This is a genomic window from Mesorhizobium huakuii, from assembly GCF_014189455.1.
Taxonomy (GTDB): domain Bacteria; phylum Pseudomonadota; class Alphaproteobacteria; order Rhizobiales; family Rhizobiaceae; genus Mesorhizobium; species Mesorhizobium huakuii_A.
Genome location: NZ_CP050299.1, coordinates 573,359 through 587,855 on the forward strand (window position 1 = coordinate 573,359; position 14,497 = coordinate 587,855).

The following is a 14,497-nucleotide window of genomic DNA, read 5'->3' on the forward strand; positions in this document are numbered from 1 at the left end:
ATTCCAGCGCCAGCATGCACGCGATGGTGCCGACCGACATGCCGTCCGCCGCCCCGAGCGCATTGAGCACGAGATATCGGGGAGAAGTGATCCCGTCTCGTCGAGCATGGGCTTGTAGTTGTGGCTGATCGCCATGCGCGCAGATCAGGCGTGATAGGGTGCTGGCGGAACGCCGAACGAAAGCAGCACCGTCGACGAGACCGCGCCGTAAGCCATGCCGAGCGCGGCGTCCACCGCTTGGGCAGGAAAGCCGCCTATGGCGAACAGAATGAATTCAGTCATTGGTGTCCGCTATGAAAGTGCCCCCGTATGATGCCCGTGATCGGGCCTGCCCCTCCGCATTCTAGAGGGACGCCGCCCCCCTGTGGTCAAAAAGGTTCGCCCAAAGAAAAAGGGCGGCATTGCTGCCGCCCTTTCCGTGAATGCGAGGCAATGGCTGGATTAGAAATCCATACCGCCCATGCCGCCCATGCCACCGCCGGGCATACCACCCGGCATGCCGCCGCCAGCCGAGTCCTTCTTCGGAGCTTCGGCAATCATGGCTTCGGTGGTGACCAGCAGGCCGGCGACCGAGGCCGCGTCCTGGAGAGCGGTGCGCACAACCTTCATTGGATCGACGATGCCCATGGCGATCATGTCGCCATATTCGCCGGTCTGGGCGTTGTAGCCGAAGGTTGCATCCTTGTTGTCGAGGATCTTGCCAGCCACGATCGAAGCTTCTGCGCCTGCATTCGCGGCGATCTGGCGGGCCGGAGCCTGCAGGGCGCGACGGACGATGGCGATGCCGGCCGTCTGATCGGCATTGGCGCCGGTGACGGTGATGGCCAGCGAAGCGCGCAGCAGGGCGACGCCGCCGCCAGCAACGATGCCTTCTTCCACGGCCGCGCGGGTCGCGTTGAGGGCGTCATCGACGCGGTCCTTCTTTTCCTTGACTTCGATCTCGGTCGCACCGCCGACGCGGATGACGGCAACGCCGCCCGCCAGCTTGGCGAGACGTTCCTGCAGCTTCTCCTTGTCGTAGTCCGAGGTGGTCTCCTCGATCTGCTGCTTGATCTGGGCAACGCGGCCCTGGATCTCGGCCTTCTTGCCGGCGCCGTCGACGATGGTGGTGTTCTCCTTGGAGATCGACACCTTCTTGGCGCGGCCGAGCATGTTGAGGCCGACATTCTCGAGCTTGATGCCGAGGTCTTCGGAAATGACCTGGCCACCGGTGAGGATGGCGATGTCTTCCAGCATGGCCTTGCGGCGATCACCGAAGCCCGGCGCCTTGACGGCGGCGATCTTCAGGCCGCCACGCAGCTTGTTGACGACCAGCGTGGCCAGCGCTTCGCCTTCGACGTCTTCCGAGATGATAAGCAGCGGCTTCGAGGTCTGCACGACGGCTTCGAGAACCGGCAGCATGGCCTGCAGGTTGGAGAGCTTCTTCTCGTGCAGGAGGATGTAGACGTCTTCGAGCTCGGCAACCATCTTGTCGGCGTTGGTGACGAAGTAGGGCGACTGGTAGCCGCGGTCGAACTGCATGCCTTCGACGACTTCGAGTTCGGTCTCGGCGGTCTTGGCTTCCTCGACGGTGATGACGCCTTCGTTGCCGACCTTCTGCATCGCTTCCGCGATCATCTTGCCGACCGAAGCATCGCCATTGCCGGCGATCGTGCCGACCTGGGCGACTTCTTCCGAGGTCTTGATCTTCTTGGCGTTCTTGACGAGGTGAGCGACGACTTCGGTCACGGCCAGATCGATGCCGCGCTTCAGGTCCATCGGGTTCATGCCGGCGGCAACCGCCTTGTGGCCTTCCTGGACGATCGACTGCGCCAGAACGGTCGCGGTCGTGGTGCCGTCGCCGGCGATGTCGTTGGTCTTGGACGCGACTTCGCGGATCATCTGCGCGCCCATGTTCTCGAACTTGTCGGAAAGTTCGATTTCCTTGGCGACGGTGACGCCGTCCTTGGTGATGCGCGGCGCGCCGAACGACTTGTCGATGACGACGTTGCGGCCCTTGGGACCGAGCGTGACCTTCACCGCGTCGGCGAGGATGTTGATGCCGCGCAGCATGCGCTCGCGAGCATCACGGGAGAATTTTACGTCTTTGACAGCCATTTTTTACTCCTGGGCATTTCGCCCGAATTCAGATTGGATGGTGCGGATGAAAGGCGGCGGCGTGTCAGCCGATGATGCCCATGATGTCGGCTTCCTTCATGATCAGAAGGTCTTCGCCATTGAGCTTGACTTCGGTGCCCGACCACTTGCCGAACAGGATGCGGTCGCCCGCCTTGACGTCCAGCGGGACGAGCTTGCCGGCTTCGTCGCGGGCGCCGGAGCCAATGGCGATGATCTCGCCTTCCTGCGGCTTTTCCTTCGCCGTATCGGGGATGATGATCCCGCCGGCGGTCTTCGCTTCGGACTCGACGCGACGAACGACCACGCGGTCATGAAGCGGCCGGAAATTCGACTTTGCCATTTTTTGGATGTCCCTGGTTCGGATGTTGAACGGTGCTCCGTTGCCGGAGAGTTGTTAGCACTCACCAGAGGTGAGTGCTAACATGGCGGTGAGATAGGCCGTCGGCTGGCACTAGTCAAGACGAAGAGGGGACGGGCGAAGAGCAAAAGATTTTGGAATCGGCGCGGAAATGCCGCCCCCTTTACGTAAGGAGAAAGCTCTTCCGCATCTTTGGTGCCAGTCGCTCGTCCCACCGGCTCAAACATCGGGGACGGGCCAGAACGGCAGTTCGCCCAGTGTGCTTTTTCGGTGAAGAGCGCGCGGATAGGGCACCGGCAAGTTCCTCGGATGGCTCGTCGGTCAGAACATCGCGCCGCACATTCCGGTGTGGGACAAGAGCCGGCGTGATGACGTAACCTTCAGCCGCGCGGACTTCATCTTCGATGCGGTCCAGAACAAGTTCATCTTTCCCGCCGGCAAGGCAGAATCGTCGCAACTTCGCGGTCCCGCGCACACGCAGTGTCAGCGGTGGAAACCGGATCCCGGGCCAGCAACGAGACTGCCAGAGGTGTGAACTCAAGCGCCGCTGCTATCCAAAGACGCCGGTGCGCGACGTGTTGCGCGTCCACGAAGAGGCACGCGAGACGCCCGTCAAAGCGGATCCGCCCGAGTTCGGACGGTCGCGCAACGAACGAAGCAGGTCGAGATGCTCTTCGCACGCCTGAAGACCGCGCTCCGCTTCGAACGTAGGGAGATTACGCGGCCTGAGCGGAGCCTGTGACGAGTTCCTCATGGCCGCCACCACGCCTGCGACGACTGGTGCGGCTGACCACGCCAACGGTGCCGGCACCAACATGATGGAGGCCAATCTGTAGAATTCTCGTCAATGAGCCAATACAAGCGCCATTCATCCGACCGCCGTTACGCCTCCAGACAGGAAGACAGGGATCGCAATCGAGTTTTTCACGGCATCGATCAATTTTTTCGGTTCGGGAACGTGACGTTGCGCCAGGATGGACATTCTGCTGAATTTCACCTGCCGGCGCTGTTTCGTGGACGCGCTTGGGACTCCCATTTCTATTGCCCGTCTCGGCTCATGCCGGGGCGGGCTTCTTTGCGTTCTGGGAGGATTATCTAGCTGACCATGGTTCATCGTGGCGGCCATGGAGATCGCCTCAGAAGCGGCGCCCAATCGGAAACGTTAGCACCTGCGCGTTTTGGCGTGGTTGCTTGAACTCTTCGGCGGCAACCGCCTCAATTAACAGGTCCAAGGCTTCGCGTCCCCTCCGGCTCATCGGGTCATCGCCACGAAGGTAGTGATACGCTCGATCTAAATGCACTCGGGCGGCGGAAAAATCGCTTGTCATATGACCCTCTCAGTAGCCGCCCGCATTAGCCGTCTACGAGGTGAGGGTCGCGCAATCGTCAATATCCACAGCGGGATTTGATTTAAATCGGGGATAATCGGGGGAGTAGCCAGGATGCCGGCTGCCTTTTGCGAGAAACAGCGTGCATTCGACAGGATCGCCCGGATGTCAGGGGGCTCCGGCCCCAGGCGCGCGAGGAATGCCGAGACCTCGGCCTCGATGTCGGCCGGTCCAGTACCGTGGGGGACACTACATTTCGTTCTGCGACATGATCCGCCCTCGAGCCGCAGACGACCACTCGCTGGCGCTCGGTCGGATCATGAATGCCGAGCACCGAGACCACCTCTGACCTCCGTCATTCGATGCAGACCTGGCGGACCCGGCCCCGATTTTGCGGCGTAGAGCCAGAGACGGCCGCCAGGTCCCAGGCCGGTTGGCTGCAAATCACGCTAGGAGGATGATGGGCCACACCGGTCCCGCGGGCGACCTCATCGGCGACACGCAGGCACCTTCGCCATAGTACGCCTGGGCTCGTCCTCCCGCGGCTTCCTCCTTCCAGGGTTGTGTGCGTCTGCAAAGAGGGGTGGTCATGCGGCTTGACGCAGCACTTTTGCGCAAGTGGTTTTCTGGGAAATGGCGCAGTTGTTTTCCGTAGGCAGCTGCGGCGCGATAAGGTGCTGGAATTCTTTGCCAAGCAGCCGGCATGCCTGGTCATCATGGAGGCGTGTGGTGGCGCGCACCATTGGGCGCGCGAGATCGGCAAATTGGGCATACCGTCCGCCTGATCCCGCCGGCCTATGTGAAACCGTTCGTCAAGCGCCGACGATGCCGCCGACGCAGAGGCGATCTGCGATGCGGCGCAACGGCCGACAATGCGCTTTGTGGCGGTCAAGACCGAAGAAGCCCAGCCCAGCGGCGGTCGTGTTCAGTGTCCGCGATCTGCTGGTTCGGCAGCGCACGCAGGTGATCAACGCCCTGCGCGGTCATCTCGCTGAATACGGGCTGGTGGCTGCCCAGGGCCCGCCCCATGTCGCGAAGCTCGTCGACCATGTGGAGGATCCGGCAAGCGCTTTGCCGGCGGCGGCTCGGCTGGTTCTCGGCATGCTGGTTGAGACCATGAGAGCGCTTGAGGAACGGATCGAACACCTTCAAGGCCGCAGGATATGAACCGGATTAAACAGACGCGTTCTAGCGTGGCCGGGACATCACTATTAGGGGGCGACCTGCCGCCCTCGCACCGTGGTATAGCTTGTCCACTGTCGCGATCCCGACAGAATTGTACTGTCGCTAACAACGGTAACCAGCCGCGCAAAGCCAACCTATTCCAATAACAACGGCTTTTTAGCTGGCATGGCTCTTGCTGCTTGAGCTGTAACGTGCGCTCCGGCAAGAGCCGCTTCCAGCGGATCTCAGACCATTGCGCATATGTAGGCCAAAGGACTTTCTGCGGCGAGGTCAGGGCGACAATGAGTAATCGTCCCGTTTCACCGAGTTCATTGGACCTGAGTTTATGGAGGAGGTCATACAATGAGCAAGGCGATTTCATTCGGGGCGGAAGTCTTGCCGGTGACGGCGTCATCAACGACCCTTCGCGAGCTCATTCTTTCCAACGACCTGACATTTTTGATGGAAGCGCATGATGGGCTTTCGGCAGCAATTGCCGAGCGCGCTGGCTTTCGAGGGCTCTGGGCCTCTGGTCTTTCCATCGCCTCGGCGCTCGGCTATCGGGACGCCAACGAAGCGAGTTGGACGCAAGTCGTCGACGTCGTCGAGCGCATGGTCGATGCGACGAACATCCCTGTTCTTGTCGACGGTGACAGCGGCTTCGGAAATTTCAACAATGCTCGACTGGTCGCGCGGAAGCTTGAGCAACGCGGCGCTAGCGGCGTCTGCCTTGAAGACAAGGGGTTCCCGAAAAGTAACTCCTTCGTCGGCGATCGGCATCCGCTCGCTGACATTGATGAATTCTCAGGGCGGCTCAAGGCCGTAAAAGACACGACGGATCCAAATTTCGTGGTCGTCGCGCGCATCGAGGCGCTGATCGCCGGTCACAGTCTCGATGAGGCGCTATGCCGGGCCGACGCTTATTCAGAGGCCGGCGCCGACGCAATCCTCATCCACTCCCGTCAGGCCGTCGCAGACGAGATCCTGACCTTCGCCAAGGAATGGAACAACAAGCTCCCAGTCGTCATCGTCCCCACCAAATACTACAACACCCCGGCTTCGGTGTATCGTGATGCCGGCATTTCGACCGTCATCTGGGCCAACCATTCGATGCGGGCGGCGATTGCTGGCATGCGTGACACCTGCGGCCGCATTCGGTCGGAAGAAAGCATCGCCGGGATCGAGGACCAGGTTGCGGGCCTCGACGAACTGTTCAGTTTGATGGGCTACGACGAATTGGCTCAGGCGGAAGAACAGTATCTGCCGAAGCGGACAGCGGAGCGACGTCCGAGCGACTCGGACCAATTAAGCAATCGACAATTAGCTCAGGAGGGGGGGACGTCACGTGTGCGACCGCATCATTCAGGAAGAGAGCATTGCCGTATTGAAGGTGAAGTCGCGACGCTCGACGAGCTGTTCGAACTGATGAACTACGGCTAGCTCTCGGCGGCAGAAGAGAAATGGCCAGGGACAGCCGCGGTAAGCGGTTTTGCCGAAAAGATGGAGACGCGCATGTTAGCGTCACGGACAAACTTGTTCAAATCGTCGGGCACAGCGGCCGCCCGCGCCGCGGCGAAGGCTGCCGCCGATGCCGGGATGGAGATTGTGGATCTCACGGCCGGCGAAATCTGGAGCGATCTGGCACCAACGATCCGGGACGGAGCGATCGAGGCCATTCAACAAGGTCTGAACCGCTACACCGACACGATCGGCTTGATGGAGTTGCGCGAGGCGCTGGCACGGAAGATCTCTCTCGAAACCAGCCAGGTCTGGCAGGCCGACGAGATCGCGGTGACGGCCGGCGCCAAGCAGGCGCTGTTCAACACGGCCATGGTACTGGTCAACCCAGGCGACGAAGTCATCGTCCCGGTCCCCTACTGGACCACCTTCCCCGCCCAGCTGCTGATCGCCGGCGGCATACCCGTTTTTGTCGACACCCGCGATAGCGCCTATGTGCCGCGGCCCAGCGACATCGAGCGCGTGATCACGCCGCGGACGCGCGCGATCGTCGTGAACACGCCGAACAATCCCACCGGATCCGTCTATGACCGTGAGACACTCCAGGCTCTCGCGGAGCTGTCCATCGCGAAGGATCTGTGGCTGATCTTCGATGAGTGCTATGGCGCATTCGCGCATGATCCGCACATCCATCATCCGATCGTCTCGCTGGTGCCGGAGGTGCGGCCGCGCACTATCATCATCAACGCCTTCTCGAAGACTCTTGCCCTGACTGGATGGCGGATCGGCTATCTGGCGGCGCCCAAGGAACTGGTCAGTGCGGTGAAGGCGCTGCAGTCGCACACGACGTCGAATCCCAACGTCATCGCGCAGCACGCGGTGCTGAGCCACCTCGAGCGCAATGACGGAACATACGAAGCGCAGCTGCGGGCCCAACTGACCGCGGCGCGGCGACGCGGCCTCGACATCCTGTCGAGCCTGGCGTCGGTGCCGGCCCCGGCGGCGCAGGGCGGGTTCTACTTCTACCTCGATCTCTCCAATCAGGTCGCGGGCGACAATCCCGTCCACAATGCCATGATCGCCGATCGCTTCGCCCACCGGCTTCTCGCCGAGCATGGCGTCGCCGCGGTCTCCGGCAGCGCCTTTGGCGACCCCTTCGGCGTCCGCCTCTCGTACGGCGTGCCGCCCGACCAGCTCGCGATCGGCCTGGACCGCCTCGTCCAGATGCTGGTAATCGCATGATGCCGGAGACCATGATGCCGAAGCCCAACATTCCGCAGCAGGCCGTCATCCTCGCCGCCGGCTATGGATCGCGACTCCGGCCCTTTACTGACTACCGGCCCAAGCCGCTGGTCGAGGTGAACGGCGTCGCGATCCTGCACAACGCGCTCGCCCATCTCGATGCGCTCGGCGTCCGCGAGGTGACGATCGTGGTCGGCTATCGCAAGGACGCGATCGAATATGCCTGTGGCAGCCAGTTCGGCGGGCTGCAAATCCGCTATGTCGAGTCGACCGTCTTCGCGACGACCGGGAGCGCTTGGTCGCTCTGGCTGGCGCGCGAGGCCTTGCTCGCGGGCGACCTCTTCCTTTTGGAGGGCGACGTCTTTTTCGAGCGTGCCGCGATCGAACGGCTCGCGTGGCATCCAGCACCGGACGTCGCCGCGGTCGCGCCCTTCACCGAATTGATGGAGGGGTCCGCTGTGGTGATCGACGAGGGCGGCGCGATCCACGAGGTGCGGATGAAGCAGACCGCTGCCGATCTGCGCCGGCCCGGCCCGCCCGTGTTCAAGACCATGAACCTTTTGCGGTTCTCAGCTCAAACGCTGCGAGACAAGATCGTCCCCGCTCTCGATGCCTATGCCGACGCCGGGCACGCCAACGTCTATACCGAGCAGATGCTCGCGCAGCTGATCGCCGACGCCGGCCTCGCCTTGGCCGCCGCGCGCTGCGACGATCTGCGCTGGTACGAGATCGATACCGCCGACGACCTTCGCATCGCGGAGGGTATGTTCTCCAAGCCGGCACTGCGGTCTGCGTCGGCCGGACACATTGAGGTCATCAGGTGAAGGCTTTCCTATGATCCGGCACCTTCTCGATCCGGCTAATGCCATAACAGCGGGCGGCATCGTGCTCTCGATGATCGCGATGGGGCAAAACATCCTCGGCGTGCCTGAACTCGGCGCCGCCATCGCGCTCTGGGCGCTGCTGGCCGACCATTTGGACGGCATCGTCGCGAAGCGAACGAAAGGACGGCAGGCAGAAACGGCCGAGATCGGAAAAAATCTCGACTCGCTGGCGGACCTTGTCAGCGCGGGCATCTTTCCAGCGATCACTATCCTCGGCATCGCCCAAGCGACCCCGACTACCATCGCCACCGCGTCGCTCCTCGTACTCTCCAGCGCCCTACGGCTGGCTTATTTCAATGTGAACGGGTCGCCCGGCGGCAGGTCGACGGGCTTGCCCACCACCTATGCCGTGCCGGTGACGGCAATTGTCCTCCTGTGCCGGCCATTCATCCCGGACACCTATTTCTCGACCGTGCTCGCCGCGTCGCTGCTGGCGGTCGCATGTCTGCAGGTCGCGCCGCTTCAAGTACCGAAGACGGCGGGGATAGGATATCTCCTCGTATCGCTCTTCTGCGTAGCTACTTCCCTGGCGCTGCTTGCTCGGGTGGGTATGGCGTGATGGCCAACGCGCGCTCCTCTGCGAGTGTCATCGACTTGACGACTGCGCTACCGGCATCCGCCTCGGCGCTTGACGACGCCTTGGCGGATGCGCTCCGCAGACTTGCGGCGACCGATGGGTGCGGCGAACTCATTCGCCGGAATCGCATTCGCGGCTTCGATCGGGACGCGCAGCTTGGCGCGAGATGGCTCTCGACCCGGCTCGGACGCGACCTTGATCCGGCCCAGATCGTCCTAACGAATGGCACGCAGAGCGCGCTCAGCCTACTCTTCTCAGCCCTTGTGCCGAGCGGCGGCGCGCTCGTCACCGAATCGCTAACCTATGCCGTGCTGCGCCAAATCGGCAACCGAGCAGGGCTCAGGTTACGGGGCGTGGCCCTGGATGAAGAGGGGATGATTCCTGAAGCGTTGGAAGAAGCCTTCGCGGATTTACCCGGCCCGCGGATCCTGTTCTGCAATCCCACCGTCCACAATCCGACCACGGCCGTCATGGGCATCGGCCGGCGGCAATCCATCGTGGACGTCTGCCGCAGACATGGCGTGGCGATCATCGAAGACGATGTCCTTGGATTTCTCCACCGCGATGCGCCGCCGCCGATCGCAGCGATCGCACCCGACATCACCTGGTACTGCATGAGCGTGTCCAAATGCCTCGCGATGGGGTTGCGAATGGCCTATCTCGTGGCACCTTCGGCGCTAAGCGCCGCCCGCGTGACGGAACCGGTCCGAAGACTATCCTCCTGGTTCCCCAACTCGCTGTCGGCGCTCATCGTCGCGCAGTGGATCGAGAGCGAAGCCGCAACCGGAATTGCCATGGCGATGGCAGCAGAGATCGCGAAGCGACATCAACTCGCGGCCGAGGTGCTCGCGGACATAGCTTATGTCACCAAAGACGGCGCCCTCCACATCTGGATGCCATTGCCTGCGGAGCTGCCGAGGCAAGCGTTTGCCACGGCGCTTGAACAGCGCGCAGTCCTCATCCGGCCGGCCGACCTGTTCTCGGTTGACGATGCCGATATCCCGAATGCCGTCCGCATTTCCCTGACAGGACCCGACACGGGTGCCGAGCTGAAGACAGGCTTGTCGATCGTTTCCAAGACCTTCCTTGGCTGGTCACGAGGATCGGCGCGATGAAGCCGACGATCATGCGCGTTCGCGCTTGCGCCAAGCAAAGACCGCTGGACTTCGAGGAGGAGACGCCGTGACAGCGACCGCCGTTGATTGGGGCAACTTCAGCGCCACGCCCCAGGACTATGCGCAACGCCCCGCGCATGCACCAACGTTGCTCCACACGCTTAAGCTGGAGATTGCCGACAAAGGATTCGCCGATTTCGTCGTCGACCTATGCGCCGGAACCGGCAATCTGACCGCGACCCTCGCTTCGCTTGGTCTTGGCGGCTACGCGATCGAGCCGGAGGCCGAGATGCGGCGGGAAGCGCGTCGCCTGAACCGCGATGGCGCATTTCAATGGCGCGACGGATATGCCGAGGCCACGGGCTTGCCGGACAACACCGCAAGCTGGATCCTGATCGGCAACGCTCTCCAGTTCGTCGATGCAATAAAAGCGCTCGAGGAATGCAGTCGGATTCTCAAGCCGGGCGGGTTTCTCACCGTCCTCTGGAATCCTCGCGACATCCGGTTGGATGCCTTTCAGCGCGAGATAGACCAGTTGATACGAGAAGCATGCCCAGCGGTCCGCCATACCTTCACCGACACCGAAGCGGCGATCCGGCCCGTCGAGCAGTCCGGGCACTTTCGGCCCTATCTCTACTGTGAACGGACGGATTGGCACGAGATGTCCGTCGAAACCTTTATGGCGACATGGCGAGGCGCACATTACGTGCCCAGCCAGATCGGGCCGCAGGCATGGCGCGATCTTCTTCAGACCATCGCCGCGCGCGCTTCGACACGAGACGTCCTGCGGACAGGCTGGCGGACCCGGGCCTGGACGTTCCGCGCGACCCCGCCGGACGATGGAAATTGAATTCGCTCCCCGGCTGTTGACAAGGAGACCCCTCGATGACGCAGCATCAGTCAGTGGCACCCGCACCCGACGACCTGTTCGAAGGCGCAGCCTATTATTTTGCCCGATATCAGGCCTATTATCCAGCGACGATGTTCGAATTCCTGGCCGGCAATTATCTTGTCGACCCGTCCGCCGACGACCTGTTGGACCTCGGATGCGGGACCGGCCAGTTCGCTGTCCCGCTCTCGAAATTCGCACGACACGTCGTCGCGGTGGATCCAGACAGCGGCATGATCGCGGAAGCCCGCCGGCTCGCGGAGGCAAACGACGCCGCCAACATAACATTTCTGTCGGGTCGTTCCGAGGAGCTTCTGCCCGAGCTCGGTAGCTTTTCGTTAGTTACCATCGCCGGGGCGTTCCATTGGATGGATCGGGAAACGGTGCTCGCGAAGCTGAGCGCGAAAGTCTCCGACCAAGGCGCTATCGCGATCATCTCGCGCGTCCGGACGAATTGCGAGCCGCGTGACTGGTTCTCGGAGCAGCTCCGCTACATCGAAGATTTCTGGGGCGGCCATTTCCCCGCAGGCAAGGACGGCATCAGGCCGACATTGGCGGAGTCGAACGAAGCTATTCTTCGGCGCTCCGCTTTCCGCAATGTCCAGCGGCAGAATTTCAGCTACGAGCATCGCTGGGATATCGACTCGCTCATGGGATATATCCTTTCCACGTCCAAAGCTTGCCCGGGCGTTCTCGGCGATCGACGCAGCGAATTCGAATTGGGAATGCGTTCGCATTTGCTCGCGATGTCGCCGGCAGGCAGCTTCATCGAGCGCGGAAATGCGGAGGTGCTGTTAGCACGGCGGCGGGGATGAGGATGCTCCGCCCAAGGCTTGGAGACGCGATCGAATTGCGTCCAATGCCGCCGAGAGGCGCGATATATGGGCAGCGGTTTGCATGGCGCCTTCGCGACCGATGAAGAAGAAATGGCCGCCTTCGACCGAACAGGACAGCGTGGTCTCCATAGCGAACTTCACATCCAGGATGCTGTTCCATACGTCGTCGCTGCCGATGCTGGCACCGGCTCGCGCCAGAGCTTCGTAAACGGAATAGAGCTTCTGGCTGTTCAAGAAGGCCCAAGTCGCCTGATCGGTCACCACGTGCCGCGCGTCCAAGGGAGACGTCGGCATGATGGCCCCGGTGATCGGATAGCCCGAGAAATCGAACGACCCCAGATCAGTGATGGTTTCCACGAGACTATTTCCGGAAAGACCACTGCCCTGCTCCGGTTCGCCCCGCAGCAGGATCGGCGTGTTTGTCGTGTAGGCCCCAAAATAGTCCGCCGCGGCAATGAGGTCATATTCCCTGCCGCCGTTCCTCCAATGAATGTCGTTCAGGTATAGTTCGTGCTGCGGCTGCGCGTCGCCGAGCCGCCCGTCGGTCTTCCAAAGGCCGTCCTCGGTGAAAGGCTGGCCCTGAGGCGGCGTGTCCGCGAACCGCGGCAGCGGCGGGGTCGCGGCCAGCGAGATGAAACCCCTGACAGCAAGACCATGGCTTTCAGCGGCGCGCGTGAACGCGCGGCTCGCGCGACCCGCCATGCTCCAGCCCATGAGAAGTACGTCGGGCGGCAGGCTGCGCTTGGCGATTATATCGGCAGTGATGGTCGCGGCGGCCGCAGCCCACATCGTCGTCGTCAGCGCCACGTCGGGCCGCGGGAAGACAGGGTGGTCCGATGGATAGGAGAGCGCGAGCAAGCCGAACCCGCGTTCCTCAAGCCAATGATCGAGAAAGTCCGTCGAGCGGGCGCCATCATGGCCGTAATAGACCCGCGCGAGATGGCCCCCGCCAGGCAGGCCGACAATTAGCGGCAACGACGCCGCGCCCTCGCGAAAATAGGCGAGCGCGGAAACACCTTCGCCCTCGACAATGAATTCAGACGCTCGCAGGCCGGACTTCGCGGCCGCCGATATCGAAGGCATCGGACATAAAATCTCCAGTGGGACGCCCATTGCTGGGATGGGTCGAGCCGGCGCGATCTCCCAGGCCGGCTCGACCAGATGCTGCGCTAGTTCGGCGCACGAACAGGGTTACTCGCCCACCATGCCCGGGATCTTGTTCTGCAGATCGGCGACCGCATCGGCCGGCGACTGACGAAGCGTCACCACTTGGCGTGCCGAGTCCAGGAACAACTGGTCGATACGCGCCGCACCCGTGCCGTTGAATGCGTACCAGGGGGCAGCATAGGCGCTCGAGTCAAGCGCCGCCGACATGGCCGGGCGGTCCTTATAATATTGGCCGAGCAGGTCGGCCGTTTCCACCGCCACATTGTTCGCCGGCACATAGCCCGTGCTCTTGCCGACAATGACTTGCGCCTTCGGGCTCGAGACAAAGCGCATGAAGCGCCACGCGGCCTTCGCGCGATCGTCATCGCGGGCGTGGAGAAGGACTGCGATGCCCGCCGTCGGAATCTTGCCGCTGTCGTTCGCGAACGGGAAGCGGATCGTCCCGATCTCGAAATGCCCCTGCGCCGCGCGCTGGAAGCTCTCCAGGCTGCTGCTGGAGTCGACGAGGATCGCGATCTTTCCGCCGGAGAATGCCTGACGCGCCTGCTCGTCCGTCATGTCGACCTTTGCTTGACCGGCTTCGCCAAACTGGCGGAACAGATCAAAGGCGTGGCGACCGGCGTCGTTGGCGAACGCGACCTCCGTCCCGGCGGCATTGCCGACTTCCGCGCCCTGGCTCAGGATAAAGCCCTGCCCGACGAACGAATTGTAGCGCGTGTAAGCACCGAGCACGTCCGGATGCTGTTGCTGGATCGCCTTGGCGACGCCCAAGATGCCATCCCAGGTGCCGGGAAGCGTGCCGTCGCCGTTCTGCGCCTCGGCAACCAGCTCCTTGTTGTAGAAGACGACCGGGAAGGAAAAGGCGACGCTCAGGCCCAGGACCTTGCCGTTGATCGTGGTTGCCTGAGTGACGGACGGCGAGAAATCGGTGCTCCAGCTCGTATCGCTTTTGATGAAGTCGCCGACCGGCGCGACATAGCCCTGATCGTCAAGCAGCTTCAGATAGTTGAAGCTCTGAAACGAGATATCGGGAAGCTGGCCGACAAGCCCCTTCCGAAGCACGCTTTGGGTCGCGTCGGTCTGATCGCGCTGCGTGAGATCGAGATTGATCTTCACATCCGGGTTCTCGACTTCGAAAGCCTTGACCAGGTTCTGGAACATCTCGGCGAAGATGGACGGGGTCGCGTCCACCTGGAGCGTGATAGGCGCGGCTGAAGCAGCGCCGGACATAAGGGCAAAGCCCAATATTGCTGTGGTTGCGAGGCGAGAAAACATCGCTCTACCTTTCGAGAGGCTTGGAGTTGATCTGATATCGACTGGGTGGGCCAGCTATCAGCCGGATCTAGCGACGGCCCCGGTCG

At 62.3% G+C, this 14,497-nt stretch carries 12 protein-coding genes and 2 pseudogenes; 8 read left to right on the top strand and 6 right to left on the bottom strand.

Features of this window, described 5'->3' with window-relative positions; genetic code table 11:
* Nucleotides 1-159: 159 nt before the first annotated feature.
* The 4 genes and pseudogenes from HB778_RS40400 to HB778_RS42660 all read right to left on the bottom strand — a co-directional run.
* Nucleotides 160-282 (bottom strand): annotated as a pseudogene (locus HB778_RS40400) (sulfite exporter TauE/SafE family protein); the annotation flags it as partial.
* 159 nt (nt 283-441) lie between these two features.
* Nucleotides 442-2,097 carry a chaperonin GroEL gene (gene groL / locus HB778_RS40405; protein ID WP_183465681.1) on the bottom strand — a complete coding sequence of 552 codons (1,656 nt, stop codon included), beginning with the start codon at nt 2,095-2,097 and terminating at the stop codon, nt 442-444.
* 64 nt (nt 2,098-2,161) lie between these two features.
* Nucleotides 2,162-2,458, bottom strand: coding sequence for a co-chaperone GroES (gene groES / locus HB778_RS40410; protein WP_123150803.1), 297 nt, complete (start codon nt 2,456-2,458; stop codon nt 2,162-2,164).
* A 1,154-nt stretch (nt 2,459-3,612) separates the two neighbouring features.
* Entirely contained in the window at nt 3,613-3,804 is a 192-nt protein-coding gene (locus HB778_RS42660; protein ID WP_244662151.1) for a hypothetical protein, read from the bottom strand.
* A gap of 596 nt (nt 3,805-4,400) precedes the next feature.
* Here HB778_RS42660 and HB778_RS42665 point away from each other — a divergent pair.
* The 8 genes and pseudogenes from HB778_RS42665 to HB778_RS40450 all read left to right on the top strand — a co-directional run.
* Nucleotides 4,401-4,953 (top strand): annotated as a pseudogene (locus HB778_RS42665) (IS110 family transposase); the annotation flags it as partial.
* A 378-nt stretch (nt 4,954-5,331) separates the two neighbouring features.
* Nucleotides 5,332-6,408, top strand: a complete 1,077-nt coding sequence (aepX, locus tag HB778_RS40420) for a phosphoenolpyruvate mutase (protein ID WP_244662152.1) — start codon at nt 5,332-5,334, stop codon at nt 6,406-6,408.
* Nucleotides 6,409-6,480: 72 nt separating this feature from the next.
* Nucleotides 6,481-7,668 carry a pyridoxal phosphate-dependent aminotransferase gene (locus tag HB778_RS40425; RefSeq protein WP_183465683.1) on the top strand — a complete coding sequence of 396 codons (1,188 nt, stop codon included), beginning with the start codon at nt 6,481-6,483 and terminating at the stop codon, nt 7,666-7,668.
* Nucleotides 7,665-8,492 carry a phosphocholine cytidylyltransferase family protein gene (locus HB778_RS40430; protein ID WP_244662153.1) on the top strand — a complete coding sequence of 276 codons (828 nt, stop codon included), beginning with the start codon at nt 7,665-7,667 and terminating at the stop codon, nt 8,490-8,492. Before HB778_RS40425 ends, HB778_RS40430 begins: the two co-directional genes overlap by 4 nt.
* A 10-nt stretch (nt 8,493-8,502) precedes the next feature.
* The gene (locus HB778_RS40435; protein ID WP_183465684.1) at nt 8,503-9,111 is read left to right on the top strand and encodes a CDP-alcohol phosphatidyltransferase family protein; all 609 of its coding nucleotides are present in this window, start codon (nt 8,503-8,505) and stop codon (nt 9,109-9,111) included.
* A complete protein-coding gene (locus tag HB778_RS40440) occupies nt 9,111-10,244 on the top strand; it encodes a PLP-dependent aminotransferase family protein (RefSeq protein WP_183465685.1) in 1,134 nt (377 codons plus the stop codon). The genes HB778_RS40435 and HB778_RS40440 overlap by 1 nt, the downstream gene beginning before the upstream one ends.
* 67 nt (nt 10,245-10,311) lie before the next feature.
* Nucleotides 10,312-11,094 (top strand): class I SAM-dependent methyltransferase, encoded by a 783-nt coding sequence (locus HB778_RS40445; protein WP_183465686.1) that lies wholly within the window; start codon nt 10,312-10,314, stop codon nt 11,092-11,094.
* Nucleotides 11,095-11,129: 35 nt separating this feature from the next.
* The gene (locus HB778_RS40450) at nt 11,130-11,948 is read left to right on the top strand and encodes a class I SAM-dependent methyltransferase (protein ID WP_183465687.1); all 819 of its coding nucleotides are present in this window, start codon (nt 11,130-11,132) and stop codon (nt 11,946-11,948) included.
* Here HB778_RS40450 and HB778_RS40455 read toward each other — a convergent pair.
* Both HB778_RS40455 and HB778_RS40460 read right to left on the bottom strand, forming a co-directional pair.
* Nucleotides 11,928-12,827, bottom strand: a complete 900-nt coding sequence (locus HB778_RS40455; RefSeq protein ID WP_183465688.1) for a hypothetical protein — start codon at nt 12,825-12,827, stop codon at nt 11,928-11,930. The two genes, HB778_RS40450 and HB778_RS40455, sit on opposite strands and share 21 nt — an antisense overlap.
* A gap of 333 nt (nt 12,828-13,160) precedes the next feature.
* Nucleotides 13,161-14,366: an extracellular solute-binding protein gene (locus HB778_RS40460; RefSeq protein WP_183465689.1), complete on the bottom strand. Its 1,206-nt coding sequence runs from the start codon at nt 14,364-14,366 to the stop codon at nt 13,161-13,163.
* Between the last annotated feature and the right edge of the window lie 131 nt (nt 14,367-14,497).